This window comes from Pseudomonas sp. CFBP 8771 (assembly GCF_014841695.1).
Classification (GTDB): Bacteria; Pseudomonadota; Gammaproteobacteria; order Pseudomonadales; family Pseudomonadaceae; genus Aquipseudomonas; species Aquipseudomonas baltica.
This window is the reverse complement of record NZ_JACYUJ010000006.1, coordinates 116,411-137,227: the sequence shown is the minus strand read 5'-3', so window position 1 is coordinate 137,227 and position 20,817 is coordinate 116,411. Positions and strand designations below refer to the sequence as shown.

Genomic DNA, 20,817 nt, shown 5'->3' with positions numbered 1-20,817 from the left:
ATGCGTGTGTGGGGTTTGCTGGGGCTGCTGGCCATTACCCAGGTGTGGGCCGAGGCCTGCGTGGTGCATAGCCAGGCAGAACGGGTAAGCGTTGAAGTGTGCCAGCAGAATCGCACTATACCGCCGAAGCTGTTCAAGGAAGGTTTTTGTCGACCCAACCTGCCGGGGCAGCAGGTCGAAGTGCAATTCCTGGCGCAGTGCCCACAAGGCGCCTACGGCATCTGCCGCGGCGCTCGGGTCGAGCGCATGCCCTATGAACAGGACATCCACTACTACGGTGTGGCGAGCGACGCCGCCTACCTCAAGCCGTTCTGCGAGCAAAACAGTCAGGGACAATGGATCTTGCCCTGAGCAATCTGGATCACGCCTGCTGGCCTTGATCGTGCCACTCGCCGAACGGATCCGGCCAGTGCACCCAGGCCTGTGCGCCCTGGGCCAGTTCCTCATCATCCAGCAGACACTGGTCGAGGGCGTGGCCTAACGCTGCGAAATCCATGTTCTGCCCGATGAATACCAGCTCCTGGCGGCAGTCTCCGGTGTCGGTCTGCCAGGTTTGCTGGATGGCAGCCACACTCTCGGCCTCCTGCGGCCATTGCGTTTGCGGCACGAAACGCCACCAGCGGCCAGCGAAGCCATAGCGCATCAACCCACCCGCCTGGGACCAGCTTCCTGCTTCCTGGGGTTTGCTGGCGAGCCAGAAAAAGCCTTTGGAGCGCAGCAGCCGACCGTTGGTCCAGGGTTTGTCGATGAAGTCATGGAAGCGCTGTGGGTGGAACGGACGCCGGGCGCGGTAGGCCGTGGATGCAATGCCGTATTCTGCGGTTTCCGCGACATGCTCACCCCTGAGCACCTTCAGCCAGCCTGGCGCTTGCGCTGCGCGCTCGAAATCGAACAGCCCGGTGTCCAGAATGCGTGCCAGCGGCACCTGGCCCATGACCATGGGCATGACCTGCGCGCCGGGGTTGAGTGTGTGCAGTACTGCCATCAGCTCGGTGCGTTCAGCCTGACTGATCAGGTCGATCTTGCTGACGAGGATGACGTCGGCAAATTCCACCTGTTCCACCAACAGATCAGTGATGGCTCGCTCGTCGTCCTCTCCCAGAGTTTCGCCGCGCGTCGCCAGGCTTTCCGCTGCCTGATAGTCGAGCAGGAAATTGACCCCGTCGACCACCGTGACCATGGTGTCGAGCCGGGCCAGATCGGCCAGGCTCTGGCCGTGCTCGTCGCGGAAGGTAAAAGTCTCGGCCACCGGCAGCGGCTCGGAGATGCCCGTCGATTCGATCAGCAAATAATCGAAACGCCCCTCGGCAGCCAGCTTGGCCACTTCTTCGAGCAGGTCTTCGCGCAGCGTGCAGCAGATGCAGCCATTGCTCATCTCGACCAGTCTTTCTTCGGCCCGGTTGAGGCTGACGTTACGCTGCACTTCACTGCCGTCGATGTTGATCTCACTCATGTCGTTGACGATCACGGCAACGCGCAGATCTTCGCGGTTGCGCAGGATGTGATTGAGCAACGTGCTCTTGCCGGCCCCCAGGAAGCCGGACAACACGGTGACGGGTAAACGGTTGGGCATGACGGACCTCATCGGTGACGGGAGCAACGAACGCTGCATCGCTTATATTGTTATAACATAACATATAAGTCGCCACTGACTTGATCACATTGTGCTTTAGGCAACAATTGCATGGCCGAGAAACGCGTGTTCCACGTGGAACACGCATTGCAGCTATCAGGTGCGAGGCTTCACTGACCCACAGTTGTTTCCCAACCAAACGGCGCGAGTGTTCATGCTGCCCTTCTGCGCTACGCCTGAGGCATTGAACGTGCCGTTGACCGTGGTAAGAAACTCTCTATCGCTGAGAAACTGGGCTTGTCCGGTCCCCTGGGCCTTGGGGCAACTGAACTGAAATTTCCAGACATTGCCATTGCGCTCGGTGATCTTCTGCGTGCAGCCGGACTTCGCATCTTGTAACGGAATGTCGTTGGTCTTCACCTGTTCAGGCGTCAGGCACGAGCGAATGCCATTGCCGCCCACCGTAATGCCCTGGTTGGCAAGCACGCCTTCCATCATTGCCCTTTGCTCGGGTGGAAGCATCTTCAACTGACCCAGCATCACCTGCATGTCAGGCAGCGGCTTGCCATCGACTTGCATGTTACTGGTGGTCATTTCCCATAGGCCCGGCTGGAGCATCTGCGCCTGTGCCCCTGTTGCCGAAAGGCCCACTACCAATGCAGCCATCGGCCATTTAAATCTCATCTGATTCCACTCCTCAAGAACGTTGGGAAAAGTCCGGGCATGGGTCTTTGACGTCGAAACGGGTGCCGAGTTGCGCGGTAATAAAAACGCGACAACCGCCACTGAACGTGGTCTGTTTAGCACAGCGCATCAAGGAGCCGCCGTGCAATGGATTATCACAGTCCGATTTTTTTTGGGTATCTATTTGGCCTGCTGCACGTGTTGGGCATCGCTGCCGCCGTTCATGCAGTTCTTACCGTACGCACCGCGCAAGGTTCGATTGCTTGGGCCTTATCGCTGTTGTTCATTCCCTACCTCACGTTGATCCCCTACCTGGTGTTTGGCCGCAGCACGTTCGACGCATACATCAAGGCCCGCCGGCATGCCAACAAGGAGATGCACACCGCCATCGCCGACATGGATTGGCGCCCCTGGATAGAGGAAGCACTTGCCGCACGCAAATCCACGTCTTACGCGTCACTCAGGGCCATGCCCAAACTTGGCCGGATGCCATGCCTGGCCAATAACCGGGTCGGTCTGCTGATCAATGGACACGCCACCTTCGATGCCATCTTTGCAGCCATCCGCGAAGCCCGGCGAGCGGTACTGGTGCAGTTCTTCATCATCCACGACGATCATATCGGCCGGCAGCTGCAAGGCTTGCTGCTGCAAAAGGCCTCCGAGGGGGTCGAGGTCTACGTGCTTTACGACCGAGTGGGGAGCCACGCCCTGCCCCGCGAATACGTCGAGCGGCTGCGCGAGGGTGGCGTCAATGTGAAAGCATTCGCTACCCAGAGCGGCTGGTTGAACAGGTTCCAGGTCAATTTCCGCAACCATCGCAAGATCGTCGTGGTGGACGGAGTAAAAGGCTTCATCGGTGGCCATAACGTGGGCGACGAATATCTGGGCGGCAACCCCAAGCTCTCGCCTTGGCGCGATACCCATGTGAGCATCAGCGGGCCGGTGATCGCCTGCCTGCAAGAGTCGTTTGCCGAAGACTGGTTCTGGGCAGCACGGGAATTGCCACCCTTGATCCTCCCCGAAGCGTATGAGGAAGACGGCGTGTTGTGCCAAGTGCTGGCCAGTGGCCCGGCCGACCCCTATGAAACCTGCTCGCTGTTTTTCGTTGAATCGATCCACGCTGCGAATGACAGAGTGTGGATAACCACTCCTTATTTCATACCGGACGAAGCGGTTTTTGCCGCACTGCGGTTGGCGGTACTGCGCGGGGTGGACGTCCGTATCCTGCTGCCCTCGCGTCCGGATCACAAAGTGGTGTATGCCGCATCCAGCCTGTTCGCGTTCGAAGCAGTGCGCGCCGGGGTGAAAATGTATCGCTATGGCCCAGGCTTTCTGCATCAGAAAGTGGTGCTGGTCGACGATGAAATTACGGCAATCGGCAGTGCCAATATGGACAACCGCTCGTTTCGTTTGAACTTCGAAATCATGTTGCTGACCGTCGATAAGGCATTCACCAGCGAAGTGGAACAGATGTTGCTCGATGATTTCGCCCAGTCACGAGAAATAGATGTCCGTGATAGCAAAGAGACACATCGTTTGGAAAAGCTCGGTATGCGAGTGGCGCGCTTGATTTCGCCTATCCTGTAGCGCGCAGTAGGCGAATTTGTCAGCTGATCGGCAACGAAGCCTGCCTTTAGACATATAAGGAAACATTGGAAACGCTTCGTGTACCATGAGCGGGCTTCGATATTACTAAAGGGAAGTGGACCTGCATGAACGCAGAGAAAGAGAGATTCATCGGTTTGGAATGGCTGCGGTTTTTCCTGGGCGTGTATCTGGTGATGTTCCACACGCTGCCGTTCTACGAGGAATACACACAGCTGAGTGGGTTGGTGGAATTCACCGAATTGGGTTTCTTTGCCACAAGCAGCTTTTTTGCGTTGTCCGGTTTTCTCCTCGCGCACGTCTACCTCGACGGTAACAAACTGCGGGAGCCGCCGGTCTCCTTCATGACCAAACGATTTGCCAACCTCTATCCGATCCACATATTCGGCCTCGCCAGCTGCGTGGTCCTGATATCGCTGACAGGCCTGTTCGACAGCAACACTGACCTGAGTGTGGCGTATCGTTCCGATGACCTGCTCAAGCGTACCGCGCCCGAGCTGCTCAAATACAAACTCAGCGATTTCCAGATAGCCGTGAATGCTGTGCTGCAGGTTACCCTGCTGCAGGCCTGGAACCCGGTTTACCTGGCCTACAACGGCCCGCTGTGGTCGATCTCGGCGCTGTTCTTCTTCTACCTGACATTCCCCTGGTTTGCGCCACGCCTGGCAGCCGCCAAACATAAGGTAGGGTTGCTGCTGATCATCTGGGCCGCCTGCCTGATCCCTCCATTGCTGGTGGTCCTCAATGAAGACTACAGCTCGATCTGGATTGGCTTCCTGCACCACTTCCCGTTGCTGCGGCTGCCGGTCTTTTTAGCAGGCATCGTCGCCTACCTGCTGTTTCGCGATTATCGGCTGATGGGTACCGGCCTGCGCGGGCCTCGCAAATTGATGGCGGTGATTGCCCTGGGGTTCGGTGTGGCGATCGCCGCCGAGGTCAACTGGCGAGGCGAGAGCCATTGGTATGTGCTGCTGCACAATGGCTTGCTGCTGCCGATGGTGCTCAGCGTCATCATCCTGTGCGCCATGGCCTCGAGTGCGCAAAGCGAGCGGCATATCAAATGGGCTCGCCGGCTGGGCGCCGCGTCACTGCCGATGTTCGCCCTGCACACGCCGATCTTCATCGTCTTCCGTCGCTTGGAAATGCTGGCGAACATCGACGTGAACCTGTGCTTCACCAATGCGGCGGCGTGCGTGGCAGAGGCCAAGGGGCATCCATTGTCGCTGACTTACTACCCGCTGCTGCTGCTGGCGTGCATCATTCTGTGCGTGATCTTTCAGGAGCAGATTGGCAACCGTACGCGACAGTGGCTGTTGCAGGGTCCGTTGAGTCGCTGGGTGGTGAAGAGCAAGCGTGAGACGTCGGGCAACACCAACGCCCTGCGCGCAGCCTGAACATCGGGTGACTGTCCTTGCAGTTCAGGCGCTGCCTGAGCTGCAAGGGACCCACGCGCCGTTCCTAGCCCTGTACAGACTTCCAAAGGGCAAGCTGCAAAGGCTGATGTTGCAGGCACGGGACGGTTCGCCCGACAAGGTGGACATTTAGCCGCTGCGGTTCAGCCCACACTGTCCAGCTCAACCACGCACACCTGCGCGTCCGTACCCTCCAGGCTGTAACGCTGGCGCCGGCCGCTTGCGTTGGTGCAGCGCAACGTTGCTCGCGAGCTTAACTCGTGTCTGCGTCCATCACTCGCGTCGGTCACCTGGACGGCATCTGAAGAGGCGTTGAAGAAGAGCACCTCGGCCGCCACCGAGCTCAACACCACCACCGGATGGCATTCCACCCAGCGCAACGATGCCTGGATCCGATCGTGGCGGTAGATCAGATTGAAGTCCTCGATGGGTGAACCCAGCAACCGACACCGTACCTTCGCCCCACCGTCGAAACTCATAGGCTGGATGGGACCCAGCGCCCTGCTCTCCACCCCGTTCACTTCCAACACCATGCCATCGCCGTGCAGCACGGTGATGATCCGGCTATAACCGGCGAACACGGAGAAGGGTCCGTCGGCGCTGATCTGGGCAATCGACAGGCGCCAGTCATACCCGCTGTCATCGACGGAGCGCTGCCGGACAATTTCCAGGGTACTGCCGCCGCCGTTCTTCCACGGCATGGACGCGTAATCTTCGGGGCGGTATACGTGCGCATCGGTCATCGGAATCTGGCTACCAAAGGAATGTCAGGCAGGCTTGAACGCCATGAATCGCTCGATCAGTGCACGCAGTACCGGCTGGAGAGTCTCGATCTTGTCTGCTTGCAACCCGTAGGGGGCGGTTTCCTGCATGTAGGCTCGCTGTGCCAGCTCCAGCTGTACGGCGTGAACCCCTTGGGCCGGGTGGCCGTACTGGCGAGTGATGTAGCCGCCTTTGAAGCGGCCATTGAGTACCGCCGGCAACTGCGGAGCCAACCGCTCGGCCACGGCGAGCAGCTGCTCCCCGATGCCGGGTGCGCAGGCGCTGCCGTTGGCGGTGCCGAAGTTGAACACCGGTAACTGGCCTTCGAACAGGTGCGGGATGACCGAACGGATCGAGTGCGCGTCCCACAGCAGGGCGTAGCCATGGATCGCCTTGATTCGTTCCAATTGCTGCTGCAACGCTCGATGGTACGGCTGCCAGTAATGCTCCAAGCGCTGTGCGATTTGCGCATCGTCTGGTTCGTGCCCCGGCTGGTACAGCGGCACGTCGTCGAATGTCGTCAGCGGGCATAGCCCGGTGGTGTTCTGGCCCGGATACAGGCTGGCGCCATCGGCAGGCCGGTTCAGGTCGATCACGTAGCGCGAAAAACGTGGACGCAACGTCGACGCGCCCAGAGCGACAGCGAAGTCGTACAACTCATGAATATGCCAATCGGTGTCATCCACCGCCTGGCCAACCGGGCTGTAATGCGCTTTCAGCTCGTCCGGCAGCAAGGTGCCGACGTGAGGCATGGATATCAGCAAAGGGCCGACGCCCTGATGCAGCTCGAAGGTAGGTTCCCGATTCATAGCGTATGCTCCAGTAAATCGGCCAGGGTGGCGCGGTAGCCTTGCAGAGCCTGCACTTGCAGGGCGTGCTGGCCGTCATCGATGACCTGCCTGCCGCCGACGAAGACGTCGCGTACCAGATTGTTGCCGTGCTCGCAGAACACCAGCGAGGACAACAGCTGGGCTGGATGGGCCGGGGCGATATTGACGGCGTCGGAATCGATGACGACCAGGTCGGCACGCTGCCCCACCATCAGCCCGGCTACCGAGCGGCCGGTCGCCTGGGCCCCGCCCTTGACCGCCTGATCGAACAGGCGATCCGCCACCACCGGCGCGTCGGGGCTGGCCAGCACATTGCGCCGACGGTGCAACAGGCGCTGGCCGTATTCCAGCAGGCGTAGCTCGGCCCAGGGGTTGACGGCTACGTTGCTGTCCGAACCGATACCCCAACGGCCCTTGTCTGCCAGAAACCGCTGAGCGTCGAACAATCCATCGCCAAGATTGGCTTCGGTGCTCGGGCATAGCCCTACGGTGGCACCACTGCGCGCCAACGCTGCGTATTCAGCGTCGTCCATGTGGGTGGCGTGCACCAGGCACCAACGCGGGTCCAAGGGTTGGCGGTCCAACAGCCACTGCACCGGTCGCTGGCCGAGGATTGCCTCGCATTCCTCAACCTCGCGGGTCTGCTCGGCAATATGGATATGCACGGGCGCGCGCGGATCGTCGGCATCCAGGCCATCCATCAGTCTCGACAGGGACGCTTCGCTCACGGCACGTAACGAATGCGGCGCCACGCCATAACGCCGATTGCCGTTCTGCGGCATGGCTTTTTGCAGGTGCTGACGCAGCTCCAGAATCCACTCCGGTGAATTGATGAAACGACGTTGGTGCGGCAAGGGTTCTGCCTGGCCTAGCCCACCGTATTGGTAAAGCACGGGAAGCAGGGTCATGCCGATGCCTACTTCTTCGGCCGCCCGCACCACGCGCAGGGACAATTCGGCGGGGTTCGCGTAGGGCTGGCCGTCAGCGCCGTGGTGCACGTAATGAAACTCGCACACCGAGGTGTACCCGGCCTTGAGCATTTCGATGTACAGGTGCCGACCGATGGCCTGCAAGTGCCGAGGCTGCAAGCGCTGGGCAAATCGATACATCAGGGTACGCCAGCTCCAGAAGGAATCGGCGGGGTCGCCCAGGGTTTCGGTCAAGCCGGCCATGGCGCGCTGGAACGTGTGGGAGTGCAAGTTGGGCATGCCACTGATCACCGGGCCACGCGCCACCGGCGTGCCGGCCAAGGGCACGGCATCGCAGGCCACGGTGGTCAGATCGCCAGCGGCGTTCCAGCTCAGCAGTACATTGCGCTGCCAGCCACCAGGCAGCAAGGCGCTGTGGGCAAACAGACTGCCCTGGGCTTGGCTGGCAACTGAATCGATTGGTATATCCACAAAAACCTCTGGGCAGTGGCGCAAGCGCAAGCCATCAAAGAACGGGCGCTGCGTCTCGCGACAGCACGCTGTGCAGGAAACTGCGGGTCCGCGCTTCACGCGGTGCGGTGAACAGCTGCGCCGGTGGCGCGGCCTCGACAATCGCGCCTTGATCCATGACCACCACCACGTCAGCCACTTCCCGGGCAAATCCCATTTCGTGGGTAACGATGATCATGGTCATGCCTTCGCTCGCCAGGGTCTTCATGACCTGCAATACCTCGCCCACCAGCTCCGGATCCAGCGCCGAGGTAGGCTCGTCGAACAGCATGACCTTGGGCTCCATGGCCAACGCGCGGGCAATCGCAACGCGCTGCTTCTGCCCACCGGACAAAGTGCCGGGGTAAACCTGCGCCTTGTGCTCCAGGCCAACCTTGTTCAACAGGCGCAGCCCCTGCTCTTCGGCCGCTTGGCGCGATCTGCCGCGCAGGGCCATGGGCGCCAGGGTGATGTTGTCCAGCACGCTGAGGTGCGGGAACAGGTTGAACGACTGGAACACCATGCCGACTTCGCTGCGCAGGGCGTCCAGTTTGCTTTCCGACATCATCCTGCCCTGCTCCACCACGGTATGGCCACACGCGCGCAGCGTTCCGCCTTCGGCGGTTTCCAGGCCGTTCATGCAACGCAGGAAGGTGCTCTTGCCCGACCCGCTGGGACCGATCACCACCACGACCTGGCTGGCCTGTACGCTGAAGTCGATGTTGTGCAGCACCTGATGAGTGCCGAACGATTTACTCAGGTTTTGAATATCGATAATGGCGGTGCTCATCACACTCTCCCGTCGGCGCGCAGCATCTTCTCGGTGCGGCGCAGGATCAAGGTGGTGATGCTGGTCAGCATCAGGTAGATGACGGCAATGGCCAGGTACACTTCGAGCGAACGGTAGGACACGCTGATGATCTTCTCGCCTTCGTGCATCACGTCGGCAATGGTGAGCAGTGACACCAGCGCCGAGTTCTTGATCAAGGCGATGAATTCGTTGCCCAGGGCGGGGATCATGCGCACGAAGGCTTGGGGCAGGATGACCTTGCGCATCGCCAGTTTGTGCGGCAGGCCCAGCGAGCGGGCGGCTTCCATCTGGCCCTTTTCCACCGACTGGATCGAACCCCTGACAATCTCCGAGACATAGGCCGCACTGTAGATGCCCAGGCCGAAAATTCCGCACACATAAGCGGGTAACTGAATGCCGAAGTGCGGCAGGCCAAAGAACAGAATGAACAGCTGCACCAGCAGCGGCGTGCCGCGGACCAGCGTCAAGTAAGTGGTACACAGCCCGTAGATCAGCGTGCGCTTGGGATTCAGCCGCCCCAGCCCGATCAACAGGCCCAGGACACAGCCCAGCACCAACGCGGCAGCGGTGATTTCGATGGTGGTCAGGGTACCGGAGGCGAGCGCGCGCCAGCCGTCCCAGACCGGGGAAAAGTCGAGATCCATGAGGTACTCCGCAGAGGCTTACGGTTGAAGGCGTAAAGTGTGCAGGCTCGTCGCAGCATCGGCCGAACCTGCAACGGCGACTTATTCTTTGGTGGTGCCGAACCACTTCTGGGTCAGTGCGGCGTATTCGCCATTGCTGCGCAGGGTTTTCAGCGCCTGGTTCATCTGCTGTTGCAGCGCGGTGTCATTCTTGCGAACGGCAAAACCGTACAGTTCGGTGGTCAGGCCTTCGTCCAGCACGCGGACCTTGGGCTGACGCTTGGCATATTCCACCGCCGCCGGGCGCCCGGTCACTGCAGCGTTCACCCGGCCAATGGCCAACAGGTCGAACATGGCCTGGTTCTTTTCCACTTCCACCACGCTCACTGCGGGGTAGTTGGTTTTCAGAAAGTCGATCGACTTGGTACCTACCTGGGCTGAAACCTTCTTGCCCGCGACCAGATCGCCGGGTTTATCGATGCTGGTGTCATCCTTCAGGACCAGCACAGCGAGGCCGCCGCGATAGTAGGAATCAGTGAAGTTGACCACCTTCTGCCGTTCTTCGGTCATGTAGATGGCCGACGCCGCCACGTCGAAGCGGTTGGAAATCAAGCCAGGGATCAGCCCCTTGAAGCCGATGTCGATCCACTCGACCTTCTTGTTCAGTTGCTTGCCGATGGCTTCGATCAATTCGATATCGAAGCCGGTGCGCTTGCCATCCTGCACGAATTCCATGGGTGGAAAGGTCGCATCGGTGCCGACACGCATCACTTCATCGGCTGCCTGGGCCGAGGTGCACAGCGAAGCCATCAGCGTCAGCGCGGCAGCCAGGGGGGTGAATAACTTCAACGCTTTCATCACGAATTCCTTCGGCAAGGGTAGGTCCGGTCAGGACCTGAAACATGGATTGGGCGGCAGTTAGAAGCGATTGCAGATGCGGCTGGCTGCTTTTCTGGTGAGGCTGATCAGTTCAGCCTCCCGTGGGCCAACGCGCAATGACGGCGCCATCAACGTAATGGTGCCTTCCAGGGCACCGTCCGCTGAAATCAGCGGGACGCTCACGCCCCAAACACCCAGATCGACCTCACTGTCACTGGTGGCATAGCCATTCTTGCGGATCCTGGTAATCTCCCTTTCCAGCGCCGCAACGTCCATGGCGCCCTCCTGCGATTGCGTTTTCAGCAGTTGGCGTTGCACCGATTCGGGCAGAAACGCCAACAAGCTCTTGGCCGAGGCGCCCTGCATCATGGAGTGGGCGCGGCCCTTGGTGAACGAGCAACGCAGCGAGCTGCTGCTCTCCTCCATGGCGATGCACACCATCTGGCCGTTGCTGTACACCAACAAGCCGACGCTTTCTCCCGTGCGCTCAGCCAGGGCGCTGATCTCGTCGCGGCTCTGGCTGATCAGGTTGGAGGTCTGATCGAAACCCCACGCCAACTGCACGCCGGTCGCGCCTGGCTCGTACAGCCCCGTGGTCATGTGTTCTTGCAGCAGACCCCACTTCCTCAACGACGCCAAGTGCCGATAGACCGTGCTCAACGGCATCTGCACCTGCGCGGCAATGCGCTTGGCCGCAATCGGTTGCCCAGCCTTGGCCACGCAGGTCAGCACCTGCAGCACACGGTCGACAATGCTGGTGGTTCGTGGGTCGTTCATGACTGCACTATAAGAACAAATTCTCGATTCTGAAGGGGGATTCTCATTGGGCGGGAAAAAAACCTCCATGTCGCTGGCATGGGACTGCGTGGGCCACTGGTGAAATTTCACCGAACGCGCGGTGCCACAGGCACATCCGAGCATTCAGCGCTGCCGAATTCCATGGGATAGTGTCCGTCTTTCTCCCCATCTGAAGACCCTGCCCCATGGCCACCAAGCACCCACTTGAACCGCTGGCTCAACGCTTCCTTGGCAAACACCCCCATCAGCTCGAACCTGAAGAAATACATGTTCTGGAGCAGATGAAAAAGCGTCTGCCCGTCAGCCGCGATGCCAGTGACGCCTCCGACGAAGTCGCAACGTTCGGCGAAAGACTGTCTGATCGGGTTGCGGCGATCGGCGGCTCATGGGCGTTCATCATCGCCTTTACCATCATCCTGTTCGGCTGGATGCTGCTCAATACGGATGTGCTCGATCACTTCGGCCTGGCCTTCGACCCTTACCCGTACATCTTTCTCAACCTGATGCTCTCTACCGTCGCGGCCATCCAGGCGCCGGTGATCATGATGAGTCAGAACCGCCAGTCGGCCAAAGACCGCCTGGCCGCAAGCCTGGACTTCGAGGTGAACCTGCGCGCGGAGCTGGAAATCATGCGACTGCACGAAAAGATCGACAAGGAGATCCTGGAGCGGCTGGATCGGATCCTGGCGAGTGTGGAGCCCAAGGGCAGCGTGTGAATGTGCGCTTGGGCGTCCGGGGGTAGGATCGGCTGATTTCTACGATGACGGCGCTTACCGCCTCACACCCCCCTCACTCCACCGTCACCGACTTCGCCAAGTTGCGCGGCTGATCCACGTCCGTCCCCTTGAGCACTGCCACATAGTACGAAAGCAGCTGCAAAGGAATGGTGTAGAGGATCGGCGCCAGTGCATCGATGATGTGCGGCATGGCCACCACATGGGTGCCGGGACCATTGCTCAGTTGCGCCTGCTCATCGGCGAAGACCACCAGCTCACCGCCGCGGGCACGGACTTCCTGCAGGTTGGACTTGAGCTTTTCCAGCAGCTCGTTGTTCGGCGCCACGGTTACCACGGGCATGTCCTTGTCCACCAGCGCCAGCGGCCCGTGCTTCAACTCACCGGCAGGATAGGCTTCGGCATGAATGTAGGAGATTTCCTTGAGCTTCAGCGCGCCTTCCATCGCCACCGGGAATTGCGCGCCGCGGCCCAGGAACAGCGTGTGGTGCTTCTCGGCGAACAGCTCGGCGATGCGCTCGATGGTGGTGTCCATGGCCAGGGCTTCGCCCAGGCGAGTCGGCAAACGACGCAGTTCGGCCACCAGCTCGGCTTCCACGCCCTCCTCCAGCGTTCCGTGCACTTGGCCAAGCGACAGCGTCAGCAGCATCAACGCAACCAGTTGAGTGGTGAAGGCCTTGGTCGAAGCGACACCGATTTCCGGACCTGCCTGGGTCAGCAAGGTCAGGTCGGACTCGCGCACCAAAGAGCTGATGCCGACGTTGCAGATCGCCAGGCTGCCGAGGAAGCCCAATTGCTTGCCATTGCGCAGCGCGGCCAGGGTGTCGGCCGTTTCACCGGACTGTGAAATGGAAACGAACAGCGTGTCGGGCTGCACCACGACCTTGCGATAGCGGAACTCGCTGGCCACTTCGACCTGGCAAGGGATGCCGGCCAGGCCCTCGAGCCAATAGCGCGCAACCATACCGGCGTGATAGCTGGTGCCGCACGCCACGATCTGCACATTGCGCACCTTGGCGAACAGCTCGGCGGCCTGCGGACCGAAGGCCTGCACCAGCACCTGGTTCTGGCCCAGGCGACCTTCCAGGGTGCGCTGTACCACGGTGGGCTGCTCGTGGATCTCTTTCATCATGAAGTGGCGATACTCGCCTTTGTCGGCCGCCTCGGCGCCTTCGTGATACTGCACGCTTTCACGTTGCACAGGCATGCCGGCGGCATTCCAGATCTGCACGCTTTCACGGCGGATCTCGGCAATGTCACCTTCCTCCAGGTACATGAAACGGTCGGTCACCTGCCGCAGCGCCAACTGGTCTGAGGCGAGAAAGTTCTCGCCCATGCCCAGGCCGATGACCAGTGGGCTGCCGCTGCGGGCGGCCACCAGACGGTCGGGCTGGTGCACGCTGATGGCCGCCAGGCCGTAGGCGCCGTGCAGTTGCTTGACCGTCGCCTTGAGGGCGTCGGCCAGGTCGGGCAATGCCTTGAGGGTGTGATGCAACAGATGCGCGATGACTTCGGTATCGGTCTGCGACGTGAATACGTAGCCCAGCTCCTTGAGCTGGGTGCGCAGGACTTCATGGTTTTCGATGATGCCGTTGTGCACCACTGCCACTTCAGCAGTGGAAAAGTGTGGGTGGGCGTTCTGTTCGGTCGGCGCACCATGGGTGGCCCAACGGGTATGGGCGATGCCCAGCTTGCCGAGCAGAGGCTCATCCGCCAGCGCGGCCTGCAGTTCGGCAACCTTGCCGACGCGACGGCGGCGCTGCACGCTGCCATCCTCGCTCAACACGGCTACGCCTGCGCTGTCGTAACCGCGATATTCCAGGCGCTTGAGGCCCTCGACCAGAATGGCAGTGATGTTGCGCTCCGCGATGGCGCCGACGATTCCACACATGTTCGCTTCTCCTAGCTGGTAGCGGCGAGCACGAGATCTATCCCGCGCGCCTGAATCTGATCGCGTGCTTCGAGGGGCAGGCGATCATCGGTAATGAGGGTGCTAATGCGGCCCCAGGGCAGCTCCAGATTGGGGATCCTGCGTCCGACCTTGTCGGACTCGACCATGACGATCACTTCGCGAGCGACTTCGGCCATCACCCGGCTCAGGCCCAGCAACTCGTTGAAGGTCGTGGTGCCGCGCTCCAGATCGATGCCGTCTGCACCGATGAACAACTGGTCGAAGTCATAGGAGCGCAGCACCTGCTCGGCCACCTGGCCCTGGAACGATTCGGAGTGCGGATCCCAAGTGCCGCCGGTCATCAGCAAGACGGGCTCATGCTCCAATGCACTCAGGGCATTGGCGACGTGCAGCGAGTTGGTCATGACCACCAAGCCCGGCTGCTTGCCCAGCTCGGGAATCATCGCAGCGGTGGTGCTGCCACTGTCGATGATGATGCGCGCGTGCTCCTTGATGCGCATGACGGCGGCGCGGGCGATGGATTGCTTGATGGCCGAGACGCGCTGGCTCGGTTCGCCGATCAGCTCCTGCGGCATGGTCACCGCGCCGCCATAGCGACGCAGCAGCAGGCCGTGGCTTTCCAGGGCGGCAAGGTCCTTGCGGATAGTGACTTCGGACGTTGCGAAATGCCTCGCCAAGTTATCCACAGTCACTTCGCCCTGTTCATTGAGCAGGGCAAGGATGCTGTGACGACGTTGGGGCGTATTACGCTTTGACATGGCCTAAGTTTCGATTCGAAAGATAACGAAGGCAATAGAAACCTAAACTGAAAGGTTCGTCAATGGTGTCATCGTATTTCTCATGGCCTCTTCGCGGGCAGAGCCTGCTCCCACAGGGTCCTACCTGAAATTTTGTAGGAGCGGGCTCTGCCCGCGAATGGCCTTATACAATAGCTACACCTGTGGATAACTAAGGCTTCTTGACCTTCACCGGCCGCTTCCACCCTTCGATGTTACGCTGCCGCGCACGTGCCACGCCCAATTGCCCTGCAGGCACCTGTTGGGTGATGGTCGAACCTGCAGCAGTCGTCGATCCCGCCAAGATATCCACAGGTGCGACCAGCGCATTGTTGGAACCGATGAAAACGTCCTCACCAATGGTGGTTTTCCATTTGTTCGCGCCGTCGTAGTTGCAAGTGATGGTACCGGCGCCGATGTTGCTGTTGGCACCTATGTCCGCATCGCCCAGATAACTCAAGTGACCGGCCTTGGCGCCCTCGCCCATACGGGCATTCTTCAGCTCGACGAAGTTACCCACATGCGCCCGGGCTTCCAGCACCGTGCCGGGTCGCAGGCGCGCAAAGGGGCCAGCATCGCTGCCTTCGTGCAGCACTGCACCGTCGAGGTGGCTGTTGGCCTTGACCACCACGCCTCTGCCCAGCGTACTGTCCTTGATGTAGCAGTTGGGCCCGATGACCACATCGTCTTCGATCACCACCCGCCCTTCGAGCACCACATTGACATCGATCAACACGTCCCGACCCACGCTGACTTCACCGCGCACATCGAAGCGGGCCGGGTCGCGCAAGGTCACGCCCTGGGCCATCAACCGACGCCCTTCGCGCAACTGGTAGTGACGCTCCAGTTCCGCAAGTTGACGGCGGTCATTGGCGCCCTGCACCTCCATCGGATCCTGGGCGGTTTCAGTGGCCACCACCAAGCCATCGCTGACAGCCATGGCGATCACATCGGTCAGGTAATACTCACCCTGAGCATTATTGTTGGACAGGCGCGCCAGCCACTCGGCCAGACGTTTGCCAGGCACTGCGAGAATGCCGGTGTTGCCTTCGCGAATGGCTTTCTGTGCATCGCTGGCGTCCTTGTGCTCCACGATGGCCTGTACCTGGCCATCCGCATCGCGCACGATGCGGCCGTAGCCCGTGGGATCGGCAAGCTCGACGGTGAGCAGGCCTAGCTGGTCGGCACTGACTTTCTGCAGCAGGCGCTGCAACGTCGCCACTTCGATCAGCGGAACGTCGCCGTAAAGTATCAGCACATTGTCGGCCGTCAGGCCTGGCACAGCCTGGGCGACCGCATGGCCGGTGCCCAGCTGCCTGTCCTGCAGCACGAAATTCAGGTCGTCAGCGGCCAGGCGTTCACGTACCGCATCCGCACCGTGGCCAATCACCACGTGGATGTTCTGCGGCTTGAGCTGGCGGGCACTGTGGATAACATGGCCGAGCATTGAATTGCCGGCGACCGGGTGCAACACCTTGGGCAAGGCCGAGCGCATGCGCGTGCCTTGGCCGGCGGCGAGAATGACGATATCGAGAGACATGAACGGCTACCAATCCGGAGAATGGCCAGCAGGCTGACCGGGGAGAAAGTGCTGAAAAAGAAAAAGGGTAGCCGAGGCTACCCTTTTACTCAATCGCAAGTGAGTCGACGCATCAGCCGCCGAATTTCTTGCGGATCTGCTGGACGGTGCGCAGCTGAGCTGCAGCCTCGGCCAGGCGTGCGGCGGCAGATCCGTAGTCGAAGTCTGCGCCTTTTTCGTTCAGGGCCTTCTCGGCAGCCTTGACGGCTTCCTGAGCGGAAGCTTCATCCAGGTCGGCAGCACGCTGCACGGTGTCGGCAAGAACCTTGACCATGTTCGGCTGAACCTCGAGGAAACCACCAGAGATGTAGAACACCTCGGCTTCGCCACCCTGCTTGATCAGGCGGATCGGACCTGGCTTGAGATCGGTGATCAGCGGGGCGTGGCCTGGAGCGATACCGATATCACCCAGGTTACCGTGCGCAATCACCATCTCGACCAGACCGGAAAAGATTTCTCCTTCCGCGCTGACAATATCGCAATGGACTGTCATAGCCATACTTGCCTCAACCTGATTAGCGCCCGTCGCCGGGCGCCAGGATTACAGTTTCTTGGCTTTCTCGATCGCTTCTTCGATGCCGCCGACCATGTAGAACGCTTGTTCCGGCAGGTGGTCGTAGTCGCCGTTGAGGATGCCTTTGAAGCCTGCGATGGTGTCTTTCAGGGAAACGTATTTACCCGAGGCACCGGTGAAGACTTCAGCCACGAAGAACGGCTGCGACAGGAAGCGCTGGATCTTACGAGCGCGGGATACCAACTGCTTGTCGGTTTCCGACAGCTCGTCCATACCCAGGATCGCAATGATGTCCTTCAGCTCTTTGTAGCGCTGCAGCACATACTGAACGCCGCGAGCGGTGTCGTAGTGCTCCTGGCCGATCACGTTCGGGTCCAGCTGGCGCGAAGTCGAGTCCAGTGGATCGACCGCTGGGTAGATACCCAGGGAGGCGATGTCACGGGACAGTACGACGGTGGCGTCCAAGTGGGCGAAGGTGGTCGCAGGCGACGGGTCGGTCAAGTCATCCGCAGGTACGTATACCGCCTGGATCGAGGTGATCGAACCTTCCTTGGTCGAAGTGATGCGTTCCTGCAGAACGCCCATCTCTTCGGCCAGGGTCGGCTGGTAGCCTACTGCCGATGGCATACGGCCCAGCAGTGCGGACACTTCGGTACCGGCCAGGGTGTAACGATAGATGTTGTCGACGAACAGCAGAACGTCGTTACCTTCGTCACGGAATTTCTCGGCCATGGTCAGACCGGTCAGGGCGACGCGCAGACGGTTGCCCGGCGGCTCGTTCATCTGTCCGTAGACAAGGGCTACCTTGTCCAGAACGTTGGAGTCCTTCATCTCGTGGTAGAAGTCGTTACCCTCACGGGTACGCTCGCCCACACCGGCGAACACGGAATAACCGCTGTGCTCGATGGCGATGTTACGGATCAGCTCCATCATGTTCACGGTCTTGCCGACACCGGCACCACCGAACAGACCGACTTTACCGCCCTTGGCGAACGGGCAGACCAGGTCGATGACCTTGATGCCGGTTTCCAGCAGGTCGTTGCCGCCTGCCTGGTCCGCGAAGGAAGGTGCCGGACGGTGAATGCCCCAGCGCTCTTCGGTGTCGATCGGGCCCGCTTCGTCGATCGGGTTGCCCAGTACGTCCATGATCCGGCCCAGGGTGGCCTTGCCAACGGGTACGGAAATGGCTGCGCCGCTGTCGAGTACGTTCAGGCCGCGTTTGAGGCCTTCGGTGGAACCCATGGCAATGGTACGAACCACGCCGTCGCCCAGCTGCTGCTGGACTTCGAGGGTGGTTTCAGCGCCTTGTACCTTCAGCGCGTTGTAGATGCTCGGTACGCTGTCGCGTGGAAATTCCACGTCGATAACGGCGCCGATGATTTGAACGATACGTCCGCTACTCATAGCTGGATCCTCTGAATATTTGAACCGTTAAACCGCGGCAGCGCCGCCGACGATTTCCGAGATCTCTTGGGTGATCGCAGCCTGACGCGCCTTGTTGTAGATCAGCTGCAAATCGCTGATCAGGTCGCCGGCGTTGTCGGTTGCATTCTTCATCGCGATCATCCGCGCCGCTTGTTCAGCAGCGTTGTTCTCGACCACCGCCTGGTACACCTGCGACTCCACGTAACGCACCATCAGGCCTTCCAGCAGCTCTTTGGCGTCGGGTTCGTACAGGTAATCCCAGTGGTGCTTGAGTTCTTGATCCGGGGTTGCCTCCAACGGGATCAACTGCTCCACCGTCGGTTGTTGCGTCATGGTATTGATGAACTTGTTGGACACCACGGACAGGCGATCGATACGGCCTTCCAGGTACGCGTCCAGCATCACCTTGACGCTGCCGATCAGATCATTGATCGACGGCTCTTCGCCCAGATGGCTGATCGCTGCCACGACGTTGCCGCCGAAGTTGCGAAAGAACGCTGCACCCTTGCTGCCGATCACGCACAGGTCGATTTCGACGCCGCGTTCGCGATTGGCCGCCATGTCCTTGACCAGGGCCTTGAACAGGTTGGTATTCAAGCCGCCGCACAGACCACGGTCACTGCTCACCACGATATAGCCGACGCGCTTGACGGCGCGTTCGATCATGAACGGGTGGCGGTATTCCGGGTTGGCGTTGGCCAGATGTCCAATCACCTGGCGGATACGTTCCGCGTAGGGACGGCTGGCTGCCATGCGCATTTGTGCCTTGCGCATTTTGCTGACCGCCACTTTTTCCATGGCGCTGGTAATTTTTTGCGTGCTTTTGATGCTCGCAATCTTACTGCGAATCTCTTTTGCGCCTGCCATGTAACACCTATCAGGTTAGCAAGCAGGGGCCTTGCGGCCCCTGCTGCGGCTTACCAGGTTTGGGTGGCCTTGAACTTCTCGATACCGGCCTTGAGGCCCGCGTCGATTTCGTCATTGAAGTCACCCTTCACGTTGATCTTCGTCAACAGGTCGGCGTGATCGCGGTTGAAGTAAGCAATCAGGGCCTGCTCGAAGCTACCAACCTTGGCGATCTCGACGTCAGTCAGGAAACCACGCTCGGCGGCATACAGCGACAGCGCCATGTCGGCGATCGACATTGGCGAGTACTGCTTCTGCTTCATCAGCTCGGTCACGCGCTGGCCGTGTTCGAGCTGCTTGCGGGTGGCTTCGTCCAGGTCAGACGCGAACTGGGCGAATGCCGCCAGTTCACGGTACTGAGCCAGAGCGGTACGGATACCACCGGACAGCTTCTTGATGATCTTGGTCTGAGCGGCACCACCTACGCGGGATACCGAAACACCGGCGTTCACTGCAGGGCGGATGCCCGAGTTGAACATGGCCGATTCCAGGAAGATCTGACCGTCGGTGATGGAAATCACGTTGGTCGGAACGAACGCGGAAACGTCGCCAGCCTGGGTTTCGATGATCGGCAACGCGGTCAGGGAGCCGGTCTTGCCGGTCACTGCGCCGTTGGTGAACTTCTCGACGTACTCTTCGGAAACGCGCGAAGCACGCTCCAGCAAGCGGGAGTGGAGATAGAACACGTCGCCTGGGTAGGCTTCACGACCTGGTGGACGGCGCAGCAGCAGGGAAATCTGGCGGTAGGCCACTGCTTGCTTGGACAGATCGTCATAGACGATCAGTGCGTCTTCACCGCGGTCACGGAAGAACTCGCCCATGGTGCAGCCGGAGTACGGCGCGAGGAACTGCAGCGCAGGAGATTCCGAGGCACTGGCAGCCACCACGATGGTGTTGGCCAGGGCGCCGTTTTCTTCCAGCTTGCGTACCACGTTGGCGATGGTCGACTGCTTCTGACCGATGGCGACGTAGACGCAGAAGATACCGGAGTTCTTCTGGTTGATGATCGCGTCGATCGCCAGAGCGGTCTTGCCGATCTGACGGTCGCCGATGATCAGCTCGCGCTGGCCACGGCCGACAGGGATCATGGCGTCGACGGCCTTGTAGCCAGTCTGCACAGGCTGGTCTACCGACTTACGCCAGATAACGCCCGGTGCAACCTTCTCGACCGCGTCGGTCTCGGTGTTGCCCAGCGGACCCTTGCCATCGACAGGGTTGCCCAGTGCGTCGACGACGCGACCCAGCAGTTCCTTGCCAACCGGAACTTCCAGGATGCGGCCGGTGCACTTGGCGCTCATGCCTTCGGCCAGACTGGTGTACGCGCCCAGTACCACGGCGCCTACGGAGTCCTGCTCCAGGTTGAGTGCCATGCCGAAGACGCCGCCTGGAAACTCGATCATTTCGCCGTACATGACGTCGGCCAGACCGTGGATCCGTACGATACCATCGGAAACGCTGACGACGGTGCCTTCGTTACGGGCTTGGGAAGTCACATCGAGCTTGTCGATGCGACCCTTGATGATTTCACTTATTTCGGAAGGATTGAGTTGCTGCATTGCTCTGCTGCCCCTTCAAA

Annotated in this window: 20 protein-coding genes; 4 read left to right on the top strand and 16 right to left on the bottom strand. The window is 60.3% G+C overall.

Annotation, left to right across the window (positions count from 1 at the left end; translation table 11 throughout):
• Entirely contained in the window at positions 1 to 351 is a 351-nt protein-coding gene (locus IFT80_RS15125; RefSeq protein ID WP_192137812.1) for an NADH:ubiquinone oxidoreductase, read from the top strand.
• Between the two features lie 10 nt (positions 352 to 361).
• On the opposite strand, the gene zigA is transcribed toward IFT80_RS15125, so the two are convergent.
• On the bottom strand, positions 362 to 1,573 hold the full coding sequence (gene zigA / locus IFT80_RS15120; protein ID WP_192137811.1) for a zinc metallochaperone GTPase ZigA: 1,212 nt from the start codon (positions 1,571 to 1,573) through the stop codon (positions 362 to 364).
• Between the two features lie 156 nt (positions 1,574 to 1,729).
• Complete coding sequence (locus IFT80_RS15115; RefSeq protein ID WP_446730997.1) at positions 1,730 to 2,239, bottom strand: DUF3617 domain-containing protein; 510 nt, start codon at positions 2,237 to 2,239, stop codon at positions 1,730 to 1,732.
• 165 nt (positions 2,240 to 2,404) lie between these two features.
• Between IFT80_RS15115 and cls the strand changes: the two genes are divergently transcribed.
• Both cls and IFT80_RS15105 read left to right on the top strand, forming a co-directional pair.
• Entirely contained in the window at positions 2,405 to 3,844 is a 1,440-nt protein-coding gene (gene cls, locus IFT80_RS15110) for a cardiolipin synthase (protein ID WP_122480019.1), read from the top strand.
• Positions 3,845 to 3,969: 125 nt separating this feature from the next.
• On the top strand, positions 3,970 to 5,256 hold the full coding sequence (locus IFT80_RS15105; protein ID WP_192059296.1) for an acyltransferase family protein: 1,287 nt from the start codon (positions 3,970 to 3,972) through the stop codon (positions 5,254 to 5,256).
• Between the two features lie 161 nt (positions 5,257 to 5,417).
• Here the strand turns inward: IFT80_RS15105 and IFT80_RS15100 are convergent, their stop codons facing one another.
• The 7 genes from IFT80_RS15100 to IFT80_RS15070 all read right to left on the bottom strand — a co-directional run bounded on the left by IFT80_RS15100 (position 5,418) and on the right by IFT80_RS15070 (position 11,374).
• Positions 5,418 to 6,017, bottom strand: a complete 600-nt coding sequence (locus IFT80_RS15100) for a HutD/Ves family protein (protein ID WP_274604354.1) — start codon at positions 6,015 to 6,017, stop codon at positions 5,418 to 5,420.
• 24 nt (positions 6,018 to 6,041) lie between these two features.
• Positions 6,042 to 6,845 (bottom strand): N-formylglutamate deformylase, encoded by an 804-nt coding sequence (gene hutG, locus IFT80_RS15095; RefSeq protein ID WP_192137809.1) that lies wholly within the window; start codon positions 6,843 to 6,845, stop codon positions 6,042 to 6,044.
• Positions 6,842 to 8,266 carry a formimidoylglutamate deiminase gene (locus tag IFT80_RS15090; RefSeq protein ID WP_342214345.1) on the bottom strand — a complete coding sequence of 475 codons (1,425 nt, stop codon included), beginning with the start codon at positions 8,264 to 8,266 and terminating at the stop codon, positions 6,842 to 6,844. Before IFT80_RS15090 ends, hutG begins: the two co-directional genes overlap by 4 nt.
• Before the next feature lie 34 nt (positions 8,267 to 8,300).
• The gene (locus IFT80_RS15085; protein WP_446730999.1) at positions 8,301 to 9,062 is read right to left on the bottom strand and encodes an amino acid ABC transporter ATP-binding protein; all 762 of its coding nucleotides are present in this window, start codon (positions 9,060 to 9,062) and stop codon (positions 8,301 to 8,303) included.
• 11 nt (positions 9,063 to 9,073) lie between these two features.
• Positions 9,074 to 9,739 carry an amino acid ABC transporter permease gene (locus tag IFT80_RS15080; RefSeq protein WP_192137808.1) on the bottom strand — a complete coding sequence of 222 codons (666 nt, stop codon included), beginning with the start codon at positions 9,737 to 9,739 and terminating at the stop codon, positions 9,074 to 9,076.
• 81 nt (positions 9,740 to 9,820) lie between these two features.
• On the bottom strand, positions 9,821 to 10,576 hold the full coding sequence (locus IFT80_RS15075) for a transporter substrate-binding domain-containing protein (protein WP_185794634.1): 756 nt from the start codon (positions 10,574 to 10,576) through the stop codon (positions 9,821 to 9,823).
• A 60-nt stretch (positions 10,577 to 10,636) separates the two neighbouring features.
• Complete coding sequence (locus tag IFT80_RS15070) at positions 10,637 to 11,374, bottom strand: IclR family transcriptional regulator (protein WP_192137807.1); 738 nt, start codon at positions 11,372 to 11,374, stop codon at positions 10,637 to 10,639.
• Positions 11,375 to 11,580: 206 nt separating this feature from the next.
• Here IFT80_RS15070 and IFT80_RS15065 point away from each other — a divergent pair, with 206 nt between their 5' ends.
• Positions 11,581 to 12,111 carry a DUF1003 domain-containing protein gene (locus IFT80_RS15065; RefSeq protein ID WP_122480027.1) on the top strand — a complete coding sequence of 177 codons (531 nt, stop codon included), beginning with the start codon at positions 11,581 to 11,583 and terminating at the stop codon, positions 12,109 to 12,111.
• Between the two features lie 73 nt (positions 12,112 to 12,184).
• Here the strand turns inward: IFT80_RS15065 and glmS are convergent, their stop codons facing one another.
• From glmS to atpA, 7 genes are all read right to left on the bottom strand, one after another.
• Positions 12,185 to 14,020 carry a glutamine--fructose-6-phosphate transaminase (isomerizing) gene (gene glmS, locus IFT80_RS15060; protein ID WP_192137806.1) on the bottom strand — a complete coding sequence of 612 codons (1,836 nt, stop codon included), beginning with the start codon at positions 14,018 to 14,020 and terminating at the stop codon, positions 12,185 to 12,187.
• A gap of 11 nt (positions 14,021 to 14,031) precedes the next feature.
• Complete coding sequence (locus IFT80_RS15055) at positions 14,032 to 14,799, bottom strand: DeoR/GlpR family DNA-binding transcription regulator (RefSeq protein ID WP_122480029.1); 768 nt, start codon at positions 14,797 to 14,799, stop codon at positions 14,032 to 14,034.
• A gap of 190 nt (positions 14,800 to 14,989) precedes the next feature.
• Positions 14,990 to 16,357, bottom strand: a complete 1,368-nt coding sequence (gene glmU, locus IFT80_RS15050; protein WP_122480030.1) for a bifunctional UDP-N-acetylglucosamine diphosphorylase/glucosamine-1-phosphate N-acetyltransferase GlmU — start codon at positions 16,355 to 16,357, stop codon at positions 14,990 to 14,992.
• Positions 16,358 to 16,469: 112 nt separating this feature from the next.
• A complete protein-coding gene (locus IFT80_RS15045; protein ID WP_043192055.1) occupies positions 16,470 to 16,895 on the bottom strand; it encodes a F0F1 ATP synthase subunit epsilon in 426 nt (141 codons plus the stop codon).
• Positions 16,896 to 16,937: 42 nt separating this feature from the next.
• Positions 16,938 to 18,314, bottom strand: coding sequence for a F0F1 ATP synthase subunit beta (atpD, locus tag IFT80_RS15040; protein WP_122480031.1), 1,377 nt, complete (start codon positions 18,312 to 18,314; stop codon positions 16,938 to 16,940).
• 27 nt (positions 18,315 to 18,341) lie between these two features.
• Positions 18,342 to 19,202: a F0F1 ATP synthase subunit gamma gene (gene atpG / locus IFT80_RS15035; RefSeq protein WP_043192052.1), complete on the bottom strand. Its 861-nt coding sequence runs from the start codon at positions 19,200 to 19,202 to the stop codon at positions 18,342 to 18,344.
• A gap of 50 nt (positions 19,203 to 19,252) precedes the next feature.
• Complete coding sequence (atpA, locus tag IFT80_RS15030) at positions 19,253 to 20,797, bottom strand: F0F1 ATP synthase subunit alpha (RefSeq protein WP_192137805.1); 1,545 nt, start codon at positions 20,795 to 20,797, stop codon at positions 19,253 to 19,255.
• Positions 20,798 to 20,817: the final 20 nt, after the last annotated feature.